The sequence below is a fragment of the Stenotrophomonas sp. Br8 genome (assembly GCF_014763005.1).
Lineage (GTDB): Bacteria > Pseudomonadota > Gammaproteobacteria > Xanthomonadales > Xanthomonadaceae > Stenotrophomonas > Stenotrophomonas lactitubi.
In genome coordinates, this window is the sequence record NZ_JACGTN010000026.1 from 75,108 (window position 1) to 97,045 (window position 21,938).

A 21,938-nucleotide genomic window follows, 5' to 3' on the forward strand; every position below is an offset into this window, starting at 1 on the left:
TGGCAGCCTCAATCAACGCGATCCTCAAGCGTGCCGGCATTCCCCACCAGCAACTCAATCATCGCCCGCGCCGCCGCCGACTGCCGCCGATGCGGTGCATAGATCACCGAGAACGGCCTTGACCGCCCCCGCAGCTGCGGCAGCACTTCCACCAGCTGCCCGCGCTGCAATCGCTCGCGCACGATGAACTCATAACTCTGGCAAATCCCAATCCCCTGTTCCGCCAGCGACACCACGCCCAGCACATCGTCGGAGGTCTCGATGGACGAACGCGGCAGCCAGTCCACGTCGCGTCCGCCGTCGCGGAAGATCCATGGTGCCAGCCGTCCGGTGCGCGGCATCACGAAGGGCAGGCACTGGTGCTGCTGCAGGTCGTCCAGCGTCTGCGGCGTGCCGCGGCGCTGCAGGTAGTCCGGTGCGGCCACCAGCATCAGTGGCGCGTCTTCCAGCTTTCGCGCCACCAGCCCGCTGTCCGGTAGCTGGCCCAGGCGGATGGCCAGGTCGAAGCCTTCGGCTACCAGGTCCACGTTGCGGTTGGTGATGTTCAGTTCCACCTGCACCTGCGGGTATTGCTGCGCAAAGCGCGCCAGCACGGGCGGCAGCCGGTAGTGGCCATAGGTGGTGGGCACGCTCAGGCGCACGCGGCCGGCCAGCGCGCCGTCCTGGGCCAGTACGTCGCGCTCGGCATCGTCCAGCAGGCCGAAGGCGGTGCGTACCTGTTCCAGGTAGAGCCGGCCGGCGTCGGTCAGGCCCACGTGGCGGGTGGTTCGCTGCAGCAGCTGCCGGCCCAGCCGCGCTTCCAGGCGGGTGACCGCGCGGCTCAGCACCGAGGGCGTGGTGGACAGCGCCACCGCGCCGGCGGTGAACGAGCCGTGCTCGACCACCGCCAGGAACACCTCCACATCGCCCAGGTAGTCGAACTTGCGGCTCATTTGGCTCTCCGGGGAACAGATGTTTTGCGGTGGGGCCAATTTATCGCCGCTGGGGCGATGAATAAAGTGGCGGCCATTCCCCCGATAGGAGCTCCCCATGAACCTGATGACCCGGCTGGCCGCAGCGCTGGCCCTGACCCTGGTTGCGACCGGCGCGCATGCTGCCAACGTGCTGGTGGTGCTGTCCGACGAAAACCACCTGGACCTGAAGGACGGCAAGGTGCTGTCCACCGGCTTCTATCTCAACGAGTTGATGCAGCCGGTCAAGCTGCTGCTGGACGCGGGCCACGAGGTCACCTTCGCCACGCCGCAGGGGCGGGCGCCGACGGTGGATGCGTCCTCGGTGACGCCGGCGTACTTCGGCAATGATGCCGCGCAGCTGACGCTGCACAAGGAGCTGCTGGAGAAACTGGCGTTGACCTCGCCGACCGCCTCGCCGGTGGTCAGCCTGGCGCGCGTCGAGCAGCAGGGCTACGCGCGTTTCGATGCGGTCTACATTCCCGGTGGCCACGCGCCGATGCAGGATCTGCTGAAGAGCCCGGCGCTGGGCCGGCTGCTGGCCGACTTCCACCAGCGCAACAAGACCACCGCGCTGGTCTGCCACGGACCGATCGCGCTGCTATCCACGTTGCCGTATGCGGGTGGTTTTGTGGCGAAGTTGGAAGCGGGTGCGATGCCGGCTACGCCGAACTGGATCTACAGCGGCTACCAGATGACGGTGATCAGCAACCAGGAAGAAGAGCAGGCCAAGCCGCTGCTGGGCGGTGGTGAGATGAAGTTCTACCCGCAGACCGCGTTGGTGCGGGCGGGTGCGCGGTTCAGCAGCAATGCCACGCCGTGGACGGGGCATGTGGTGGTGGACCGTGAGCTGATTACCGGGCAGAACCCGGCTTCGGCGTTGGAGGTGGGGCAGCGGTTGGTTGAGCGGTTGAAGTAAGTCGGTTTTTTCATCGCCTGCTGCGTCATGGCACCATGGTGGACTGGCTTCGCTCCTTTGGGCGGGGCCGGTTATCCAGGGAATCCATTCAACACGACATGCGTACGTCCGTCCTCTTCATTCTCTCCGCCCTGTGCTTGACCCTGCTGTCTGGCTGCGCCAGCGGGCCGGACTACCACCATTCCAATCGCGAGATCACCGGCGCGTTCGTGGCCGACGACGGCAAGCTGTACCTGCTGCCGGTCTATGACGAGCCAATGCGCTTTGATGCCGCGCCGTTCCGTGATTACCGTGCGCTGATGGACAGCCCGCTGCGCGAGGCCGTGGTCTGCGCGCAGCTGTACTTCCGTGAGGACTGGCGCGTGCAGGCCGACCGGAGCAAGGTGCATGGCAGCTACGCGCTGCTGCTGCGGCCGGAGCAGGTGACGCCGGAACAGGTGGCGCAGTTCAAGCTGGAGCGGTTGGAGATCAGCCCACGTGTGGCCAAGGCCATCGATGGGTTGACGCGCCGGCCGTACATCCTTGAAGCCCGGACCCGTTACGAGCTGGCGGCCAACCCGGACTGCAATCTTTCCAGGCAGGGCGGCAGCTATTACAGCGCGCTGTTCGAGAGTGATGGCGAGCGGGTGACGTTGCCGGACGCTGCTGCGCTGGCGGCGAAGGCGAAGCTGGAGCAGTCGATTACCGCGCGGGCTGAGAGGATTCGGCCGGACGATATGGACAAGCCGGGTGTGGCGACGGCGGCTGGGAAGGTGCTGGGGGCTGCGTTGGTGCCTGTGGCAGTGCCGGTGTTTGTGTTGAGCCTGCCATTCCTGGGGCCGGATCATTGGAAGTGATGGGGCGTTGAGGGAGAGCCATCCACGCATGGCGTGGATCTACTGAGGCAGCGCTAGGCAGTAGGTTCGCTCAGCCCACGCTGGCGGCGCGGATCTGGATATCGTGCTGCACGCGCTGATCTTCCAGCTGCTGCTCAAGCTGGTTGGCGATAGCGCGCTGCTGCGCTTCGCGGCTGACTGCGTCGAATTGCTGCATTGATTCCTCAACCGATGTCTGCGCGGCCAGCTCGGTCGGCATTGCGGCGCGCTGGTGTGCCGGGTCGCTGGGCTCGCCCTGGACCACGAACAGGGTGTGACCGGCGGGCTTGTCTGCGGTGGCGTTGCTCAGCAGTACGTGGTCGACGCGTTGCAGGTCGTTGTCTTGGGCAAGTACCAGCAGGCTCGCGGTCATGCGCTCGCTGGCTTCGTCGTAGGTGCGACCGTGCTTGACGTCCAGCGCGGCGACGCCTTCGCGGACCTGTTGGTAGAGGGCGTGATCGGGATGTTCGGGCTGGGTAGGCAGCAGGGGGGCGGGCGGTGCTTGGGACTCTTGTGAGGCCGTTGCGCTTGAGGGTGGAGCTGCCGGCGCCTCCACTGGCGGTGGCGTGTAAGGACGCGCGTGCTCCGAGACCTTGGGCGCGGAGTCTGTTGTCAGCGGAGCCGCAGCCGGCTCGACTGCTGTGAGGCTGGCCGGAATTTCTGGCTCCGGCTGGATCGGCGCCGGCTTTGCTTCGGCTTCGTGGAGGCGAGCAATTATTGGCGCGGCGTCGACCACTTCGGTCTGGATCGACGGGACCGGGGAGGGGGTGTCCGTTGCAATGGGAGCCTGCGTGGAAGCGTGGCGCTCAATGCCGGAAGCAGACAGCGCAATCGCTTCGGGCTGGGCGCGAGATTGCTCAGCCGGGGGAATGCCAGGTGATGACGCGGGTGGAGAGGGCGTCTGGTGCGCAGGGGAGTCTGCATCCGCACGCGCTTTCTGCTCGCTCGAATCTTCTTGTGTTGGGGGCACTTTAGCCGCGGTTGGCTCGGATCGTGGCGCTTCCGGGCGCGCCGGCTCCTGTACCGGTTCGGCGCGCTTCGGGGGCGTCGGTGCTGCAGGCACAGGAGTGCGATGCTCCTGCACCAGAGGCGGTGCGCTGGGCGCCGGTGCAGCTCGCTCCTCGGCGTGCGCATCGATTACAGCCTGCGGCGTCAGTCGCTCGTCGGCGTGCTCGCCGCGCACCTCGGCTATCGCTGCTGCGGCCAGTTGCTGCGCCTGGGGAGCAGCGACGCCCAGCCGGTTGGCTTCCTGCGTGGCCTGTTCGTAGGCGTCGCGCTCGTTTGCGGTCAGGGCCTCGATACGTCGCTCATGGGAGCCGGGTGTGGGAGCCTCCTGCTGCTGGATCGCCCGGATCTGCGGGTAGGTGTCGTTCAACTCGTCGCGGATATTGCCCTCGGCCAGCGAATCGTAGATCCAGCCGTCATGCAGCCATTCGCCGTCGTTCTGGCGCTGATAAGTGCGTCCATCTGACGCCAGGACGTGATCGGGATGGTTTCGGGCCCAGACCACTTCCTCGGGAATCTCTCCATGCTGGGACCAGCCCTGCGTGGCATATACCTGCTCGTACTGCTTGGCGAAGGCGGCAGAACTACGAGCAGCGTTGAAGGCCATGATGCCTTGAGCGGTCTCATCGAGATGGGCCGCCTTGGCGGCATCGGCCACTTCCACCGTAGTGTTCTTGATGCCGTGCTCAAGGAGCTGATGGACGACTTCACGCCGCCATTCTCCGGTTTCCGGATTGCGCTCCCAGGAGCGTGGCAGTGCGCTGGGTGTGTCGGTGACGTCGCCGGCAATGCTGAAAGGATTGATCGGTTGATCAGGCTCCCGCATCCGCAGGGCAACGGCCAAGCTTGAGGCTTTGTAGTTCAGTTGCTGGGTCAGTTCGGCATCGGCCGTCAGCAGCGTGGTCGCTCCATAGATCGGGCGATCCGCCAGGGTGCCGACGGTGCCTAAGATTTCCCTCTCGCTGTGCGTCCAGCCCTTTTCGGGATGCTCGGGATCAAACGTCCAGACCCTGCGGGTGCTGTCGGCTTGGTTGTTGATCTGGTATTTCTCGATCCATTCGACGATCTCGCTGCTGCCCCAGGCGCCTAACCCGGCACCGATGATGCCGGTGACAATCGCTCCGGGGGCCGACTCGATGCCCAACAGTGTGCCGGCCTTGGCGCCCACGGCTGCGCCGGTCCAAGCGCCGACACTGCGTGCGCCGAAGTCCAATATTGCGGCTTCCGCGCCTGTGCGGTTGTCGCGCGCGTACAGGTCGGCAATCTTTGTCCCTTCCGTGGCGGCTCAACGACGGTCGCTGCTGCGCCGCCGATCACGGCGCCTCGCACCATGTTTGGACGCACACGGATGGTGTGGTCAATGGTTTGCGCTTGGCGAATGTTGGACGCATTGGCTTCAACAACCTTGAGTGCCGCGCGCTCATCGAAAACGGCTGCCGCTGTGGGCGGACTGACCTTGTCGTTGTAGGGCAGGGTGTCCGCAAGCTCGGCGTGCCAGCGCCCTTGTGCGCGCCAGCCATCGCGCAATGATTGGGTGATTCGAGGGTCTTTCAGTCGAGCTTCGCGTTCGGCTACCAGTGCTGCGCCCGGTAGGCGGGTATCGCTATGGCTGTCGTAGACCTGAGCGCCTTCGCGTCCGTAGAGCCGGATCTGGATGCCGGTCTCGGCCTGGACCTTGTCCAGATTGCCGGGCAAGGCTTCGTAGACGTGTTTGCGCACGTCTTCGGGGACGTAGCGGCCGAAGCCAACGCTATCCAGAGAGTCCGCAAAGCGGGCATCCACGCCAAGTTCACTTTCCAGTCGATGTGCGACGACGCCTCGAATCTCTACGTCGTAGCCTTTGGCCTGAAGGTCCTTGATAAGTGTGACCGCACTATCACCGTTGCCGAGCGTGGTATCGAGGATGAGATTCCTACGACCTTCTACTGCTACCGAACGCAGCTCTTTAGCCCATTGGCTAGCGTCTTCGTGGGTATGACCAGCCCATGTGTAAGGATGTTTTTGACTTAGGCCTACAAAGTCGGAGTGCGTCCTACGCAGTTCGTCGGGGTCCACTAGCACCACATCTCCGTCGAATTCGCGAAGAAGCGCCCCGCTCACTTTGCTCTTGCCGGCTCCCGGCTGGCCAGCTAGAACGACCGCCTTGGGGTGAACCTGAGAGCTGGTTTCATTCACGCCACCTTTGGGGATCACCTTCTCTCGAAGCAGCCGAGCATGAGTTTCATGATCCAAGCGGCTGTCCGGAGCGCTCATTTCTCAGCGGTCTCAAAAAACGCGTGAAGCGATTCATCTCCCAACCAATGGCGCTTGAAGGAGGCGGTGAACATCAGCTGTTCTTTTTCCTTTGCTCGGGCAATGACCTGCGGATCGTTAGTTGCCTCGGCATCGGCGAGCTCAATGCGAGCTTCGCGGATGAACCCATCAAGCTTGTCTTCCAAAGCCCAGGCTGCGGCCTCAAAGGGAGGGGTGGACTTAATCCTTCTGTCCTCTACCGAATTCAGAGCCTCCTGCAACTGTTCGATATGCCCCGGATAATCCTTGAACATTTCCCTGAGCTTGGTCGGAACGGGCGGGGAGGGCAGCGTCATGACTTTCACCTTTTCGTCAGATCCATGCAGATTTGAGAGTACCCGCACATGGCTTGGCGGGTCCAATGTCTTTTGCGACATCGGGTCAGCCGCGTTGTCTGAGCCATCTTGGCCCCGGAACCGGCTCATTGGGGTAAGACCGCGTTGAAGGAGAGCATCCACGCATGGCGTGTATCTACTGAAGCTACACTGGCTGCCTACGCCCGATGGAAGCTCGCCCATGTTCAATGGAAAAGTCGCGGTAGTTACCGGCTCCACCAGCGGTATCGGTCTTGGCATTGCCACTGCGCTGGCGCGGCAAGGCGCCGACATCGTGTTGAATGGATTTGGCGATGCGCAGGAGATCGAACGCATCCGCTCCGGCCTGGAAGCAGAGTTCGGTGTACGGGTGGCGCATGATGGCGCCGACCTTTCCCGTGGTGAGGCGGTGCGGGACATGATCGCCCGCGCCGTTGCGACAATGGGGCGTATCGACATCCTGGTGAATAACGCGGGCATCCAGCACACCGCGTCGATTGAGGAGTTTCCCGTAGCGAAGTGGGATGCGATCCTCGCGCTGAATCTCTCGGCGGTGTTCCACTCAACTGCGGCGGCCTTGCCTTACATGAAGCAGCAGGGAGCCGGTCGCATCATCAATATCGCGTCAGTGCATGGGCTGGTTGGGTCAGTGAACAAGTCGGCCTATGTGGCGGCGAAGCACGGCGTGGTTGGATTCACCAAGGTAACGGCGCTGGAGAACGCGGGTACGGGCATCACCGCCAATGCCATCTGCCCGGGGTGGGTGCGAACGGCGCTGGTCGAGCAGCAGATCACCGCATTGGCGGAGCGCGAGGGAACGGATCAGGAGTCCGCTGCTCGCGCGCTGCTGGCTGAAAAGCAGCCTTCGTTGCAGTTTGTGACGCCCGAGCAGCTGGGAGAAATGGTGGTGTTCCTGGCCTCGGATGCTGCGGCGCAGATCACGGGTACAGCGCTGCCGGTGGATGGAGGCTGGACGGCCCGCTAGCTGCTGGCCGGCTGTGCCTTACGTTGCAGCATCGGCAGCGCCACCAGCGTTACCAGGATGGAGAACAACACCAGCGATGAGCCCACCGTGCCGAAGCCAAGGCCACCTTTTTCCATCGGCTTGGTCAGCAGGTCGCCGAAGGTCGCTCCGAACGGACGCGTGAGCACGAAGGCGATCCAGAACAGCACCACCTGGTTGATGCCCTTGATGCGGCTGGCCAACGCGGTAAGGGCGATGAGGCTACCGATCAACAGTGCGCCGCCGGTGAAGCCCAGCCCGGAATCATCGGCGAGGAAATCACCCAGTGCGGTGCCGAGGGTGTTGGAGAACAGCACGGCGGTCCAGTAGAAGCCTTCGGCGCGGCGCGATTCAATGTTGCTGACCGAGATCGATTTTTCCGACAGCCGCCAGGCCAGCAGCACGAGCGCCAGGCAGCCGGCCAGCAGGCTGGCGCCAGTGGCGTAGCCCAACCCCAGCGTGCGGTCGATCAGGTCGGATAGGGTGGTGCCGGCGGTGCTGGTGGCCAGCACTACCGACCAGAACAGCAGCGGGTGGAAGTGCCGTGCCGACAGCTGCAGGGCCAGCAGGCCGGCGAAGATGGTCAGCAGGATGGCCGAACTGGCCACATAGCCCAGGTTGAGCGTCATCGACAGCAGGTCGCCGGCGGTCTCGCCCAGGGTGGTGGCGGCGATCTTCATCACCCAGAAGCCGAGGGTGACCGCCGCCACTTTGCTGTGCAGGGAACCTGTGTCTGAGGCGCTCATCGAGGGTTGCCTGGAATGTCTGCAGGCGATGCTGTGATGGGCGCCGTCGGAGGGCGGTCGGAACCGGGTTCGGTGTGAGTGAGTGCGAGGGCAGCGTTCAGCGTTTGCCCGGCGCGTCGGCCAAGCAACGGCGGATCATCCGATCTTCAACAGTGCGTGGTCGATCAATGGGGTCTCGCCCAAAGTGCTCAACGCGATGCGATGGCTGCAGAACCCGAACGGGATATTCGCGACGGGCTGCACCTTGTGGCATGGCGCGCTTTCGATATCGCGCACTTCGTCGACGGCCAGAGCGAGGGACTCCGCGCCGGCCTGCATCAGCAGCATGGCCGGGCAGCCATGGGCAAACCCGCTCAAGCCGATGGCCTGGCGCAGGTCGACCACCGGCAGGGCGTGGCCGCGCACGGTGAGATGCGGGCGCGCGCTACTGCCGGGGCGATCAAAGGTTTCCGGCCCGCGGATTTCAATCGCGGCTTCGACATCGATGGCAAACAGGTAGGTACCGGCCCGCACAACAACAACTTCAATGAAGGCCGGCGACGACGGGGCCGGTTCACCGGCCGAAGGGGAAGAGGGCTGCAAGAGGAACCTGTGGAAGGGTATTTAGACTGCGTCGCAATGATGCCGTGTTGACGTGACGTAACGCGTGCTTTGCGGGTGAGCGGCCAACACGCGTTGCATGCGTCGTTCAGCGGAATCAAGGCGCCTTCACGGGTTGGCTTGGGCCGGGGCGCGAATTGCCAGCCATGGGCTGGCACTACTGGGGTTTGACGAAGACGTCCAGTCCCTTACCGGTTTCCAGCAGCGACTTCAGGCTCGACAGCACGATCGGCCAGCCCTGACGGATGCCGGTATCCATGCCGCTGCCCGGTTCCAGCTCGTCATGGGTCACCGTCAGCTTGACCATGTCCTCATATGGCACGATCTCGAACGTCACCCGGCTGTAGGCCTTCGGGTTGTCCGCCTGCGAGGCGGCCGCCCAGGTGATCACCAGCCGCGAGGGTGGGGTGTTTTCCACCACGTCGCCTACCAATTCAACCTTGCGTTCGTCATTGGCGCGCACGTGCTGCCAGCGCGAACCGGGCTTCCAGTCCGATACGTTTTCATGGCCCCAGTAAGTGCGGGCAATCTCCGGCCGGGTGATGGCTTCGAACACCTTCTGCGGCGTGGAGGCAATATAGATCACGTGGATGAAACGGGTGGATTCAGTGCTCATCGTCATTCTCCTTCCAGTTCCTGTTTGAGGTCATGCAGCAGGCTCAGGCGCTGCTGCTCGAACTTGCTTACCCAGCGCGTATAGACGTCGTGCAGCGGCACCGGGTTGATGAAGTGCAGCTTCTCGCGGCCACGCCTGACGGTGCTGATCAGGTTGGCGTCTTCCAGCAGCCCCAGGTGCTGGGTGACCGATTGCCGGGCCATCTGCAGGTGCTCGCAGAGCTGCCCGAGCGTCTGCCCGTTGCGCTCGCACAGCAGGTCCAGCAGCGTGCGGCGCGTGGGGTCGGCCAGTGCCTTGAACACCTTGTCTGCATCCATGGGGGGGGCTTCAGTTCCAGTTGTCGATCTTGACGTCGTGCGGGCTGGGCTGACCGCGCCCGGTTTCCAGCAGGGATTTCAGGCTCATCAGGAAGATGGCCCATTTGGTGCTGCAGTGGTGCATGAATTCCACGCGTTCTTTCCAGCCTTCGTGGGTGAACAGCACGATGCAGTAGTCGCCGTCCTGGTGCAGGGCGAAACGCGCGGTGGTGCCGATCCATTCCGGTGGGCCATCGATGAATTCCCACAGCACCAGCTCGTTGGGCTGCAGTTGCAGCAGCTTCATCTGCATGGCGCCGATTTCCTGGCCGTTGGCGGTGAAGCGGGCGGTGACGGTACCGCCGGGGTGGCGGTCGCCGGTGGTGTCTTCGGCCCACCAGGCGGCGATGCCTTCGGGGGTAGCCAGGGCCTGGTAGACCTGGGCCGATGGGGCGTTGATGCCGACTCTGTGTGCGATATCCACCATGACTGCGGCTCCACGGTGGGCGGCGGGGTGCCGTCCGTGGGATCACAATAGGCAGGTAAATGCCTGCATGTCAACTCCGCCGCCGTGGAGCCTGGGCCGGTGGATGCGGCGCCATGGATTTTCGCTGTGGTAGTGCCGGCCGTTGGCCGGCATCCAGGGGGAGTCGGGTGATTGCAGCTGCCGGCCAGCGGCCGGCACTACCGGTTAGCGGGGCGCAATGGACTTTTGGCCGTGGTGGTGACGGCTGCGCGGCGGCATTCTGGGCGGAGCTGGGTGATGGCAGTCGTTCGGGTTCGTTGAATGAAAGGAGCACTACGCGTGAGTGATGCAGGAAAAGAGGTGCTGATGATCCGTCGCGCCAGTGTGGCCGATGCGCCTGCGGTGCTGGGCTTGTTCGATGAGGTGATTGCGTGGTTCGTCGCCATCGGCAACCCGCAGCAGTGGGGCACCGAGGCGTGGTCGTCCATTCCGCGCCGTATCACCCAGGTGACCGATGCCTGCGCACTGCCCGGTGCGTGGGTGGCGGAAACCGCGCAGGGCGAGGTGCGTGCGTTCCTGGCGTTGGGTGAGGCCATGCCGTATGTGCCTGCGGCAACCGAACCCGAGTTGTACGTGCGCGTGCTGATTGCTTCACGCGATGCGCGGGTGCGTGGTATCGGCCGTCGCTTGATGACATTCGCCGACGAGCAGGCGCGCGCGGCGGGCTTGGATTACCTGCGCGTGGATTGCTATGGCGGTGGCAATGGTGAGCTGGTGCGATTCTACGAATCGTGCGGTTACGAGCGGCTGTCGACCTTCAATGTGGATGGCTGGCCGGGACAGGTGTTGGGTCGCCGCCTGTGAGGTAGCTGCGTCACTGCGTCGCAGCCTTTCTGCAGGATGCAGTACATCGGTTCAGCGCTAGAGTGGGCATACCCATCCAGGAAGGAGACGCGCATGTATTACAGCAGTGGCAATTACGAGGCCTTCGCACGCCCGCGCAAGCCGGCGGGCGTGGACAACAAGACGGCGTGGTTCGTCGGCTCGGGCCTGGCCTCGTTGGCCGGTGCGGCGTTCCTGGTGCGCGATGGGCGCATGCCCGGCGAGCGCATCACCATCCTGGAGCAGCAGCAGATTGCCGGTGGCGCGCTGGATGGCCTGAAGGTGCCGGAGAAGGGTTTCGTGATCCGCGGCGGCCGCGAGATGGAAGACCATTTCGAGTGCCTGTGGGATCTGTTCCGCTCGATTCCGTCGCTGGAGATCGACGATGCCAGTGTGCTGGACGAGTTCTACTGGCTGAACAAGGACGACCCGAACTATTCGCTGCAGCGTGCCACGATCAACCGGGGCGAGGACGCGCATACCGATGGCCTGTTCACCCTGAGCGAGCAGGCACAGAAGGACATCATCGCGCTGTTCCTGGCCACCCGCCAGGAGATGGAAAACAAGCGCATCAACGAAGTGCTGGGCCGCGATTTCCTCGACAGCAATTTCTGGTTGTACTGGCGCACGATGTTCGCGTTCGAGGAATGGCACTCGGCGCTGGAGATGAAGCTCTACCTGCATCGCTTCATCCACCATATCGGCGGGCTGCCGGATTTCTCTGCGCTGAAGTTCACCAAGTACAACCAGTACGAATCGCTGGTGCTGCCGCTGGTGAAGTGGCTGCAGAAGCGCGGTGTGCGGTTCCAGTACGGCACCGAGGTGACCGATGTGGACTTCGCGCTGCAGGAAGGGCGCAAGCAGGCCACGCGCATCCACTGGACGCGGGATGGCCAGGCCGGCGGCGTCGATCTGGGCGCGGACGATCTGCTGTTCATGACGATCGGCTCGCTCACCGAGAATTCCGACAACGGCGACCACCACACTGCTGCGCGCTTGAATGAAGGCCCGGCACCGGCGTGGGACCTGTGGCGGCGCATCGCGGCCAAGGACGCGGCGTTCGGGCGCCCGGATGTGTTCGGCGCGCATATACCGGAAACCAAATGGGAATCGGCGACGGTGACCACGTTGGACGCGCGCATTCCGGCGTACATTGAGAAGATCGCCAAGCGCGATCCGTTCAGTGGCAGGGTGGTGACCGGCGGCATCGTGAGCGTGCGCGATTCGCGCTGGCTGATGAGCTGGACGGTGAACCGCCAGCCGCACTTCAAGAACCAGCCGAAGGACCAGATCGTGGTGTGGGTGTATTCGCTGTTCGTGGATACGCCCGGCGATTACGTGAACAAGCCGATGCAGGATTGCACGGGCGAGGAGATCACCCGCGAGTGGCTGTACCACCTGGGCGTGCCGGTGGAAGAGATCGACGAGCTGGCGGCGACCGGGGCGAAGACGGTGCCGGTGATGATGCCGTACATCACCGCGTTCTTCATGCCGCGCCAGGCCGGTGACCGCCCGGACGTAGTGCCGGAAGGCGCGGTGAACTTCGCCTTCATCGGCCAGTTTGCCGAATCGAAGCAGCGCGATTGCATCTTCACCACCGAGTATTCGGTGCGTACGCCGATGGAAGCGGTGTACACCCTGCTGGGCATCGAGCGTGGCGTGCCGGAGGTGTTCAATTCCACCTACGACGTGCGCACGCTGCTGGCGGCCACCGGCCGCTTGCGCGATGGCAAGGAACTGGACATTCCAGGGCCGGCGTTCCTGCGCAACCTGCTGATGAACAAGCTGGACAAGACCCAGATCGGTGGGCTGCTGCGGGAGTTCAATCTGGTGCAGGACGACTGAGCGAGCGGGCCGTTGGTGGCGCCGGGCCATGCCCGGCGGCTTCTTGCGGCGCCGCTTCGCTCGCCGGGCATGGCCCGGCGCTACCGCAACGATGCGCCATCGGTTGAGCGGCTGAGGTATTCCCAGGTGTCGATGCTGTCAGCCATCGACGCCAGCTTCGCCCGCACCAGTTGCACGGCGTCACTGCCCAGCAGCAGATGGCTTGGCGGCGCATCGCTGTCGATGACCTGCAGCATGGCCAGCGCAGCCTTCACCGGATCGCCCAGCTGGTGGCCGCTCTTGGCCTCGCGCGCGCTGCGGATCGGGTCGAACAGCGCGTCGTAGTCGCCGATGCTGCGCGAGGCCCGCACCATCGAACGACCGGCCCAATCGGTGCGGAACGAACCGGGTGCCACGGCGGTCACGTGGATGCCGAACGGCGCGACTTCCTTGCCCAGCACCTCGCTGATGCCTTCCAGCGCGAACTTGCTGCCGCAGTACCAGGCGATGCCGGGCAGGGTGATGAAGCCGCCCATGGAGGTGATGCTGAGGATGTGGCCGCGGCGGCGCGCGCGCATGTGCGGCAGCACGGCCTTGATCAGCGCGGCGGGGCCGAACACGTTCACTTCGAACTGATGGCGCAGCTCGTCCAGCGTGGATTCTTCGAGGATGCCCTCGTGGCCGTAGCCGGCGTTGTTGACCAGCACGTCGATGGCGCCGATGTCGGCTTCGATGGCGATCACCAGTGCATCGATGGCGGCGTCGTCGGTGACGTCCAGCAGGCGGCCGAACGCGCGACCGGGGGCGAGGGCTTCGAAATCCTGACGGGCGGTTTCGCTGCGCACGGTGCCGACCACGCGATGGCCGGCCAGCATCGCTTGCTGTGCGAGGGCGCGGCCGAAGCCGCTGCTGACGCCGGTGATGAGGAGGAGGCGGGATACGGTCATGGACAAGGGCTCGTGGCTGGGGTCTTGCACGTTAGTGGTTGAGTGCGGGGCGGCCCAGGCCTAAGCTTCGGTCGTTCTTGCCTATTCCTATGGGGCACCCGATGCAATTGACCGATGATCCGCTGCAGCATCCCGCACAGGCGCGCATGATCGGCCTGTTGCAGGCGCTGGCGGTGGACGAGGGCTACACGCTGACGGCAGTGCCCGGTGTGCGGCTGCTGCGCTCGAACCGGCCATTGGCGCGCACGCCGGTGCTGTACGACCCGGGCATCGTGATCGTCTGCCAGGGCGTGAAGCGCGGGTATCTGGGCGGGCAGGTCTACCAGTACGACGCGCAGCACTACCTGGCGGTGTCGGTGCCGGTGCCATTCACCATGGAAACCGAGGCCACGGCGGAGGCGCCGCTGCTGGCGATCTACCTGCATCTGGACCTGCAGCTGGCGGCGGATCTGCTGATTGAACTGGGCGAGCGCGCCGCCAGCGCCGAAGCGCCGGCACAAGGCATGATGTCCAGCCCGATGCACGGCGCGATGCAGGCCACCGTGCTGCGGTTGCTGGAGGCGCTGGCCGATCCGTTGGAGGCAGACGTGTTGGGCCCCTCGCTGGTGCGCGAGCTGTATTTCCGGGTGCTGACCGGCGTCCAGGGTGGGGCGATGCGCGAGGCGCTGGCCATGCGTGGGCGCTTCGGCCGCATCGGCAAAGTGCTGCGACATATCCACGCGGCCTATTCGACGGCGCTGGATGTTGATGCGCTGGCAGCGCAGGCGGAGATGAGCGTGGCCACGTTCCATGATCACTTTCGCAGCATTACCGGCACCTCGCCGATGCAGTACGTGAAGTCCACGCGGCTGCACCAGGCGCGGCTGCTGATGCTGCGGCAGGGCATGACGGCTGAGGCGGCATCGTTGGCGGTGGGGTACGCCAGCCCGTCGCAGTTCAATCGGGAGTTCAAGCGCCTGTTCGGGTTGCCGCCGGCGGCCGAGGTGGCGCGCATGCGGCGAATTTTTGCGGTGCCGCCGGCGCCGGTCGACGCGGTGTATGTGTCTTCCCATTGACCGCTGCGCTCGCCGGGCATGGCCCGGCGCTACCAGGGAAGCCCGTGTCAGGTAGCGCCGGGCCATGCCCGGCTAACGAGCCGGTTGACAGGGAGCCTACCTACTAGTAGGTTTGCATCCATGAAAGAGTCACTCTCCCCCAAGGCCCACGAGATCCTGGCTCAGGCCCGTTCGCTGCTGGAAGCCGGTGGCTACAACGGTTTCAGCTATGCCGACGTGTCGGCGCGGGTGAACATCAGCAAGGCCAGCATCCACCACCATTTCCCCAGCAAGGCCGACCTGGTGCGCACGGTGGTGGAGCTGTATCGGGCGGAAGCACTCGAGGGCCTGGCGCTGCTGGACCGGCAGCTGGGCGACCCGTTGCAGGAGCTCAATGCGTACGTGGACTACTGGTCCAGCTGCATTGCCGGTGGCACGGCGTCGTTCTGCATCTGCGCGATGCTGGCCGCCGAGATGCCGATGATTCCGCTGGAAGTTGCCGACGAAGTGCGCGGGCACTTCGAGGATCTGACCAGCTGGTTGACCGCGACGCTCGAGAAGGGCGTGGCCCGCGGCCAGCTGCGCCTGCAGGGCACGCCTGCCGACGAGGCCAAGGCCTTCATGGCGTCGGTGCATGGCGCGATGCTGGCGGCGCGCGGTTTTGGTGATGCAGCGACGTTCGCGGCGCTGGCACGGTTGTCGATTGCCCGGGTGAGTGCGGCGGTCTGAGTGATTCCCGGAAGGCCTGCGCGAAGCGGGTCTTCTTTTTGTCCATTGAATCTACCTACTAGTAGGTTCATAACTCCAGCAGAGGTTGCCATGAGTCATCCGCTTTCTCCCTTGGGCGTCGTACACACCGCGATCAGCCTGGTTCCCATCGTCGCCGGCATTTACGGATTCATCCGCTACCGCGCCATTGCTCCGGCTACGCGCGCGGGCAAGCTCTATCTGCTGGGATTGGTGCTGTCGGTGGTGACGTCGTTCACCGTCTCCAGCACCGGGGGCCTCAACCCTGGTCATGCATTTGGTGTGGTGATCCTGCTGATTGCATTCGGTGGAGTGCTGGCGGCGCGGCTGCGGTTCCTTGGCCGGTTGGCGCCCTATCTGTCCACGTTCGCGCTGTCTTTCAGCTTCCTGCTGTCGCTGGTGCCGGGCGTGAATGAAACGCTGACGCGACTGCCGGTGGCGCATCCGATTGCGGCTGCGCCGCTGGCGCCGGTGATCCTGCAGACGTTGCTGGGGTGTGCGGCGGTGTTTGCGATCGGTTTCGTGGCGCAGTGCTGGCGGATACATGCGCGCAACCCACGCGCACGCGGCTGACGCTGCGCGGAACAGTCCAGGTGATCAGTCTGCCAGCGGTGCTGGTGCGTCTTCACCATAGGTGGCGTTGGCGCTGCCGCACGTTGCGTACGCCGCCGCGTTGGCAGGCAGGCCGGTGGCCTTGATGGCACGCCGCGAATCGCCCGCGGACACTTCCACGTAGCGCTCTGCTGCCAGCGTGTCGTCGGGCAGAACGTAAAGCAGCACGCGCTGCAGGGTGGATTGGCCGTCCAATGGCTGCGGCTGGCGGAATGCAGGAACCTGCACGCGCGCGCTGTGCCATTCCTGCGGTGCGGCGGCGGTCTGCCAGCGAACCTGCAGCGGCTGGTCGAGATTCAACAGCGCAACACCGGTGGCGTGGTTGGACGCCGTGCACGCAGCGGGGGGCGCAGCAATGGGCGCGATGGCTTCGTCGCCGATGTCCAGCGTCGCGCCGTTGATTTCCAGGCGCACGATCGGCGCGGCGCCGTAGTTGTGCGTCCTGAACTGCACCAGCCCTTCCACGCGGCTGCGCTCGAGCTCGTATTCGGTAGCGCCGGCCAGACGCGCCAGTGCGGGGGCAACCTCGACGTGGTCGGCATAGTGGTAGTAGAGGTGGACGATGTCTGGCCCCCCCGATGTGCCCCACACGGGGGTGAGCGCTGTGGTATCCGGATAGGACTGGCGACGCAGTGGCAGGCGGGTGCCGGTGCCCCCGGGCGGGGCGCCGTAATGGTAGTGCTCGATGCCTGGTTTCAGTCGTGCGTTGTCGTAGGGGAAGGCGCTGTCTGCATCGGACTGTGCGTTCGGGTAGCGATGGAAGGCAACGAAGCGCTCGGGACTATCGCCTTGTATCGGCAGGTCGGGCCCGGCACCGGAGTAGGTGGAGGCATAGGGTGAGGTGTCCAGCCACAGTGCATTGCCACTGAGGTTGATGTGCGTTTCTGCGATGGCTGCGCGTGAGCCGCCGGTGGTGGTGTCCACGGTACTGTGCAGCGCGTGCCCCAGCGGAACGATGAGCAGGGCGAGGACAGTGGGCAGGAACATCAGGGCATGCACGCCGCCCGGCACGTGTCCGCGCTCGCGCACCATGTAGCGAACCCAGGCCAGCAGGAGCAGCAGCAGCAGCGGCACGCCAACCCACAGCGCGAGGGTGACCAACGCCACTACGCCCCAGCCGAGATTCGGGGTGCAGACTGCGATCAGGCCGAGCGCGGCGAGGAGGCCGGCCAGGACCAGCGAGACGCCGATACCGAAGCGGTAGTTCCTGTATGGGGTAGCAGTCATCACCGTTCCATCGGCAGGCCGGGGCGTGCCTGCATCTTGCCGGGTGGATGGCTGCGTGGAAAGACCGGGGGGCTGTCAGCAGCTCACCAGCCGGTCGGCGCTGATGCCACTGCGATGCTGGTTGCGGTATTCGATGGGGCTGGCGTCGACCATGCCGCGGAAGTGCCGACGGAACGATTCCTGCGAACCAAAGCCCGCCTGTTCGGCTACCCATTGCAGTGGGCGGTCGGTGGTTTCCAGCAGTTCACGTGCGTAGGCCACGCGCTCGCGGATCAGCCAGTCGATGGGGGACAGGCCGGTGGCTTCGAGGAACTGGCGCTGCAGGGTGCGCTGGCTCAGCGCGGCCTGTTCGGCGAGGCTGCCCAGCGAATGCGGTTCGCGCAGATTGCGCCGCATCCATTCCATCAGTTTCGCCAGCCGCGTGGGCTCGCCCAGCGGGATCGCGCGGCTGACGCGCTGGCTGCGTTCGGCATCGCGCCACGGCGCCAGCACCAGTCGTTCGGCGACCAGGTTGGCTACGCGCGCGCCGTAATCCTTGCGCACCATGTACAGCATCATGTCCATGCCGGTGGCCGACCCGGCCGAGGTGATGATGCTGCCGGCGTCCACATACAGCACGTCGTCGCGTACGTGGATGCGTGGGAATTCGCGGGCCAGCGTTTCGGTGAGCCGCCAGTGGGTGGTGGCCTGGCGACCATCGAGCAGACCGGCCCAGGCGAGCACGAACGCGCCGGAGCAGATGGAAGTGATGCGGGCGCCGCGCGCGTGGGCGCGGGTGAGGGCATCGAGCAGCGCCTGCGGTGGGCGCTCGCTGGGTTCGCGCCAGCCGGGAATGACGATGATGTCGGCGTCGTCGACGGCGCTCAGATCGTAGGGCAGCTGCACCTGTGCGCTGCCGAGCATGCGCAGCGCACCGGGCTCGCCAGCGCAGAGCTGGGTGCGGTACCAGGCCACGCCCAGTTCGGGGCGGATGGGCGCGAACAGGCCGACCGCGCAGCCGAATTCGAACAGGCCCTGGCCGTGGCAGGCCACGATGGCGACGGTGGGCGCGTTCGGTTCGGCAGGCAGGGTGGGCATGGCTTGATGCTACCGACGCCGGCACGTGCCGCTGAGTGGCGCGCGGGCATGAGGTGATGCCCGCGGGGTATATGAAGACCGGGGTCAGATCCTTTCCGCAGGAAGGGCTCTGACCCTGCGGATTCGCGTGTATGGGGTCAGAGCCCTTTCCTTTGGAAAGGGATGCGACCCGGTGTGTGCAGGCTGCGTAAGGTCATTACCAGCAGTCATGTGGCTGGCGCGATGTGACGGTCACATGACGCGATATCCGCTGTTGCGCGTTGGGCGTGGGCCCTTGAATGGAGGCGTGTCTCCGGCCCACCCCCACGAGCCCCCATGCCTGCTGCCCACATTCCTGCGCTGTCCACGCTCTCCCTTCTGATTGCGGCCGCCCTGGCCGCTGCCCCGGCGTATGCGGCTGATGCCGATGCGCCGTCGGCGACCACTGCCACTTCTGCGAACCTTGCCGCGTCCACGCTGGATGCGGTGGTGGTGACCGGTTCGCGTACCAGTACGCGCACGGTGAAAAACAGCTCGACACCGATCGACGTGATTTCCGCCGAGGACCTGGCAGCTACTGGCCAGGCCAATCTGCTTGAAGCCCTGCAGCGCAGCCTGCCGTCGCTCAGCCAGATCGGTGGCTATCAAAGCGACCAGGAAAGCCTGATCCGCGGCTACCAGCTGCGCAACCTGTCGCCGGGTTACACGTTGGTGCTGGTGAACGGCAAGCGCCGCAACGCCAGTGCGTACGTCAGTGGCGCCAACGGCGGCGGCTATCCGGGCCACGCCTGGGCCGATCTGGCGCTGATTCCGGTATCGGCCATCGACCACGTAGAGGTGCTGCGTGATGGCGCATCGGCCATCTACGGTTCGGACGCGATCACCGGGGTGATCAACGTGATCCTGAAATCTCAGGCGCACGGTGGCGATGTGTCGGTGGAGAGCGGGCAGAGCACCGACGGTGACGGCAGCCGCACCAGCGTGCGCGCCAACATCGGTCTGCCCTGGGGCGAGGATGGCTTCATCAACCTGTCCGGCGAGAGCACGCGCCAGCATCATGCGATCCGCACGAGGCGCTACATCGATGGCTACCTGAGCTATCCGGCGGTGGACGGCAACGGCAACCTGGTGGCGCTGCGGCCGAACAACCGGCTGCCGGCCGGGGCGTCGCCGAACCCGGCCGAGGCCGGACGCGATGCCGAGGCCAACATCATCCTCAGCTCGCCGTCGTATGCGTTGAAGGCCTTCGCGGTGAACGTGGGCCATGGGCTGGGTGAGAACGCGCAGTTCTACGCCAATGCGACGGCCAGTGACCGTACCGCGCAGGCGATCCAGAATTTCCGGTTGCCGGCGACGATCTTCACCACCTACCGGGCGCCGGGCGTGCTGAGCGTATTTCCCGACGGCTTCCTGCCGGTGCTGGAAACCAAGGAGAAGCAGTACACCGGCACGGCCGGGGTGAAGGGCCAAGTTGCGGGCTGGGACTACGACGTCAGCCTCACCGGCAACCGCAACACGGTGCGTACCTACACCCGCAATTCGGTGAACTACTCGCTGCCGTACCCTGGCTCGCCCACTGACTTCTACGACGGCAAGCTGGACTACCAGCAGGGCATCGCCAACCTCGACCTGCGTCGCAGCTTCGAGGTGGCGGCCTTCGCCTCGCCGCTGGAAGTAAGTGCCGGTGCCGAGTACCAGCACGAGCAGTACGAGCGCGGGGCAGGGCAGTGGGAGTCGTACACCGGCTTCGGTGCGGCCGCCTTCGTGGGTTATTCCACCGCCGATGCGGTGAAGGCCACCCGCAACAGCAAGGCGGTGTATGCAGGTGCGGCGACCAACATCACCTCGCGCTGGTACCTGGATGCGGCCGCGCGCTGGGAAGACCATTCCGACTTCGGCACGGTGTCGACCGGTCGGTTGACCACGCGCTTCGACTTCACTGATGCACTGGGTGTGCGCGCCACGGTCAGCAATGGCTTCCACGCGCCGAGCCTGGGGGCGCAGTTCTATCAGGCCACCGGCAGCTGCCCGTGCGGTACCACGCTGGTGGCGCAGGTCGCTTCGCCGGCAGCGGTGGCGCTGGGCGCTACCCCGCTGAAGCCGGAGAAGGCCACCAACTACAGCCTCGGTGTGACCTGGGACCCAAGCCCGGCCTTCCATCTGGCGGTGGATGCGTACCAGATCGACATTCGCGGGCAGCTCGGCCAGTCCAGCCAGATCGGCTACAACGCGCAGGACCCGGCGCGGGTGACCGACAACAGCGGCACCGTGCTGACCGCCGCACAGAAGAACACGATTGATGCGCTGCTGGGTACGGCCGGCATCAGCATCCTGCCCGGTGATGCGTTCTACGCCAGCTATTTCACCAACGTGGGCGACACCCGCACGCGCGGTGTGGAGCTGACCCTGGAAGCGAACCAGGAAACGCAGTGGGGCAAGCTGCGCTGGAGCTATGCGGCCAACGTGGGCCGCACCACCATCCAGAAGGTGAGCGCGATTCCGCAGGCGTTGCAGGGGCTGCCGAACATCAACCTGCTGACCAAGTCGAGTGAGTATGCGCTGCGCTTCCGCACGCCGTCGTACACGCAGGTGGCGGGGCTGGGCTGGCAGAACGGGCGCTGGCGCTCGAACGTGGACTTCACTTACTACGGCCCGATCAAGCGCCTTAACAACGGCGTGGAGTACAAGCAGCCGCCGGTGCTGGTGACCAACCTGTCCGGTGGGGTGGAATTGGGTGCGGGTTGGAGCGCTGCGCTGGGCATCAACAACGTGTTCGACAAGCGCACACGCAAAGTGCCCGCATACGCACGCAGCGCCACCGATGTGGCCAGCATCGAGACCACCTGGGACAGCGGTGATGTGCTGAGCAACGTCGGCACGTTCTGGTACGGGCGCGTCAACTACCGGTTCTGAGGTTCATGCAACACGCAGCCGAGCGTGGCTCGGCGCTACATGGGAGCGTTTCATGTCATCTGCATTGAATGTGGTTGCGTTGATTGGTTCGCCGACGACATCGGCCAACTCGCGCACGTTGCTGCTGGTGCGGCATCTGCTGGAAGAACTGCGCGAGCGGGTCAACATCAGCGTGGAGCTGGTCGAGCTGGCGCCGATCGCGCGCTCGCTGGGGCAGGCGCTGCAGCGCAGTGAAGTGGAGCCGCAGGTGGAGCGCGCGCTGGCCACGATTGAATCGGCGCAGCTGCTGGTAGCGGCCACGCCGGTGTATCGCGGGTCCTATCCGGGCCTGTTCAAGCACCTGATCGACTTCATCGAACTGGACGCGCTGGTGGATACGCCGGTGCTGCTGGCCGCCACCGGTGGCAGCGAGCGCCACGCGCTGGTGATCGACCATCAGCTGCGGCCGCTTTTCAGCTTCCTGCAGGCGCATACGTTGCCGATCGGGGTGTATGCCACGCCGGCCGACTTCGACGGCGACTGCATCAACAGCGCTGCACTGCAGGCGCGCATCCAGCTGGCGGCCGAGCGTGCAGCGGGACACGTGGCGCCTCGGGCGGCGGCGCTGCCGGCGCCGCTGCGCAGGATCGCCTAGG

The 21,938-nt window shown here is 65.1% G+C and carries 22 protein-coding genes; 10 read left to right on the plus strand and 12 right to left on the minus strand.

Going from position 1 to position 21,938, the window contains the following annotated elements; genetic code table 11:
- Positions 1–8 precede the first annotated feature (8 nt).
- A complete protein-coding gene (locus H3005_RS20445; protein WP_191078921.1) occupies positions 9–932 on the minus strand; it encodes a LysR family transcriptional regulator in 924 nt (307 codons plus the stop codon).
- A 97-nt stretch (positions 933–1,029) separates the two neighbouring features.
- Here H3005_RS20445 and H3005_RS20450 point away from each other — a divergent pair, with 97 nt between their 5' ends.
- Positions 1,030–1,869, plus strand: a complete 840-nt coding sequence (locus H3005_RS20450) for a type 1 glutamine amidotransferase domain-containing protein (RefSeq protein ID WP_191078922.1) — start codon at positions 1,030–1,032, stop codon at positions 1,867–1,869.
- 98 nt (positions 1,870–1,967) lie between these two features.
- Entirely contained in the window at positions 1,968–2,705 is a 738-nt protein-coding gene (locus tag H3005_RS20455; protein WP_191078923.1) for a hypothetical protein, read from the plus strand.
- A 70-nt stretch (positions 2,706–2,775) separates the two neighbouring features.
- On the opposite strand, the gene H3005_RS21160 is transcribed toward H3005_RS20455, so the two are convergent.
- The 3 genes from H3005_RS21160 to H3005_RS20465 are packed head-to-tail and all read right to left on the minus strand — an operon-like array spanning position 2,776 to position 6,316.
- Positions 2,776–4,896: an XVIPCD domain-containing protein gene (locus tag H3005_RS21160; protein ID WP_331273783.1), complete on the minus strand. Its 2,121-nt coding sequence runs from the start codon at positions 4,894–4,896 to the stop codon at positions 2,776–2,778.
- Positions 4,815–5,960, minus strand: coding sequence for a zeta toxin family protein (locus H3005_RS21015; protein WP_223880371.1), 1,146 nt, complete (start codon positions 5,958–5,960; stop codon positions 4,815–4,817). The genes H3005_RS21160 and H3005_RS21015 overlap by 82 nt, the downstream gene beginning before the upstream one ends.
- 17 nt (positions 5,961–5,977) lie before the next feature.
- A complete protein-coding gene (locus H3005_RS20465) occupies positions 5,978–6,316 on the minus strand; it encodes a hypothetical protein (RefSeq protein WP_191078924.1) in 339 nt (112 codons plus the stop codon).
- Between the two features lie 220 nt (positions 6,317–6,536).
- On the opposite strand from H3005_RS20465, the gene H3005_RS20470 reads away from it, so the two are divergent.
- Complete coding sequence (locus tag H3005_RS20470) at positions 6,537–7,319, plus strand: 3-hydroxybutyrate dehydrogenase (protein WP_191078925.1); 783 nt, start codon at positions 6,537–6,539, stop codon at positions 7,317–7,319.
- On the opposite strand, the gene H3005_RS20475 is transcribed toward H3005_RS20470, so the two are convergent.
- From H3005_RS20475 to H3005_RS20495, 5 genes are all read right to left on the minus strand, one after another.
- A complete protein-coding gene (locus H3005_RS20475; protein WP_191078926.1) occupies positions 7,316–8,083 on the minus strand; it encodes a hypothetical protein in 768 nt (255 codons plus the stop codon). The two genes, H3005_RS20470 and H3005_RS20475, sit on opposite strands and share 4 nt — an antisense overlap.
- A gap of 135 nt (positions 8,084–8,218) precedes the next feature.
- Complete coding sequence (locus H3005_RS20480; protein WP_191078927.1) at positions 8,219–8,665, minus strand: chemotaxis protein CheW; 447 nt, start codon at positions 8,663–8,665, stop codon at positions 8,219–8,221.
- A gap of 175 nt (positions 8,666–8,840) precedes the next feature.
- Positions 8,841–9,299, minus strand: a complete 459-nt coding sequence (locus H3005_RS20485) for an SRPBCC family protein (protein ID WP_191078928.1) — start codon at positions 9,297–9,299, stop codon at positions 8,841–8,843.
- A gap of 2 nt (positions 9,300–9,301) precedes the next feature.
- Entirely contained in the window at positions 9,302–9,616 is a 315-nt protein-coding gene (locus H3005_RS20490) for a metalloregulator ArsR/SmtB family transcription factor (protein WP_100436164.1), read from the minus strand.
- A 10-nt stretch (positions 9,617–9,626) separates the two neighbouring features.
- The gene (locus H3005_RS20495; protein WP_191078929.1) at positions 9,627–10,082 is read right to left on the minus strand and encodes an SRPBCC domain-containing protein; all 456 of its coding nucleotides are present in this window, start codon (positions 10,080–10,082) and stop codon (positions 9,627–9,629) included.
- Positions 10,083–10,400: 318 nt separating this feature from the next.
- Here H3005_RS20495 and H3005_RS20500 point away from each other — a divergent pair, with 318 nt between their 5' ends.
- A complete protein-coding gene (locus H3005_RS20500) occupies positions 10,401–10,925 on the plus strand; it encodes a GNAT family N-acetyltransferase (protein ID WP_191078930.1) in 525 nt (174 codons plus the stop codon).
- A gap of 93 nt (positions 10,926–11,018) precedes the next feature.
- Entirely contained in the window at positions 11,019–12,788 is a 1,770-nt protein-coding gene (locus tag H3005_RS20505) for an oleate hydratase (RefSeq protein ID WP_191078931.1), read from the plus strand.
- An 80-nt stretch (positions 12,789–12,868) separates the two neighbouring features.
- Here the strand turns inward: H3005_RS20505 and H3005_RS20510 are convergent, their stop codons facing one another.
- Positions 12,869–13,714 (minus strand): oxidoreductase, encoded by an 846-nt coding sequence (locus tag H3005_RS20510; protein ID WP_191078932.1) that lies wholly within the window; start codon positions 13,712–13,714, stop codon positions 12,869–12,871.
- 101 nt (positions 13,715–13,815) lie between these two features.
- On the opposite strand from H3005_RS20510, the gene H3005_RS20515 reads away from it, so the two are divergent.
- The 3 genes from H3005_RS20515 (at position 13,816) to H3005_RS20525 (ending at position 16,068) form a co-directional block, all read left to right on the plus strand.
- Positions 13,816–14,769 (plus strand): AraC family transcriptional regulator, encoded by a 954-nt coding sequence (locus H3005_RS20515; protein ID WP_223880372.1) that lies wholly within the window; start codon positions 13,816–13,818, stop codon positions 14,767–14,769.
- Positions 14,770–14,889: 120 nt separating this feature from the next.
- A complete protein-coding gene (locus H3005_RS20520; RefSeq protein WP_191078933.1) occupies positions 14,890–15,477 on the plus strand; it encodes a TetR/AcrR family transcriptional regulator in 588 nt (195 codons plus the stop codon).
- Positions 15,478–15,567: 90 nt separating this feature from the next.
- A complete protein-coding gene (locus tag H3005_RS20525; RefSeq protein WP_191078934.1) occupies positions 15,568–16,068 on the plus strand; it encodes a hypothetical protein in 501 nt (166 codons plus the stop codon).
- Between the two features lie 24 nt (positions 16,069–16,092).
- Here H3005_RS20525 and H3005_RS20530 read toward each other — a convergent pair whose 3' ends face one another.
- Together H3005_RS20530 and H3005_RS20535 are read right to left on the minus strand one after the other, a co-directional pair.
- Positions 16,093–17,334 (minus strand): hypothetical protein, encoded by a 1,242-nt coding sequence (locus H3005_RS20530; RefSeq protein WP_191078935.1) that lies wholly within the window; start codon positions 17,332–17,334, stop codon positions 16,093–16,095.
- A gap of 75 nt (positions 17,335–17,409) precedes the next feature.
- Complete coding sequence (locus H3005_RS20535) at positions 17,410–18,411, minus strand: helix-turn-helix domain-containing protein (RefSeq protein WP_191078936.1); 1,002 nt, start codon at positions 18,409–18,411, stop codon at positions 17,410–17,412.
- 315 nt (positions 18,412–18,726) lie between these two features.
- On the opposite strand from H3005_RS20535, the gene H3005_RS20540 reads away from it, so the two are divergent.
- Together H3005_RS20540 and msuE are read left to right on the plus strand one after the other, a co-directional pair.
- Positions 18,727–21,303: a TonB-dependent receptor gene (locus H3005_RS20540; protein WP_191078937.1), complete on the plus strand. Its 2,577-nt coding sequence runs from the start codon at positions 18,727–18,729 to the stop codon at positions 21,301–21,303.
- Between the two features lie 52 nt (positions 21,304–21,355).
- Positions 21,356–21,937, plus strand: coding sequence for an FMN reductase (gene msuE, locus H3005_RS20545; RefSeq protein WP_191078938.1), 582 nt, complete (start codon positions 21,356–21,358; stop codon positions 21,935–21,937).
- Position 21,938 lies beyond the last annotated feature (1 nt).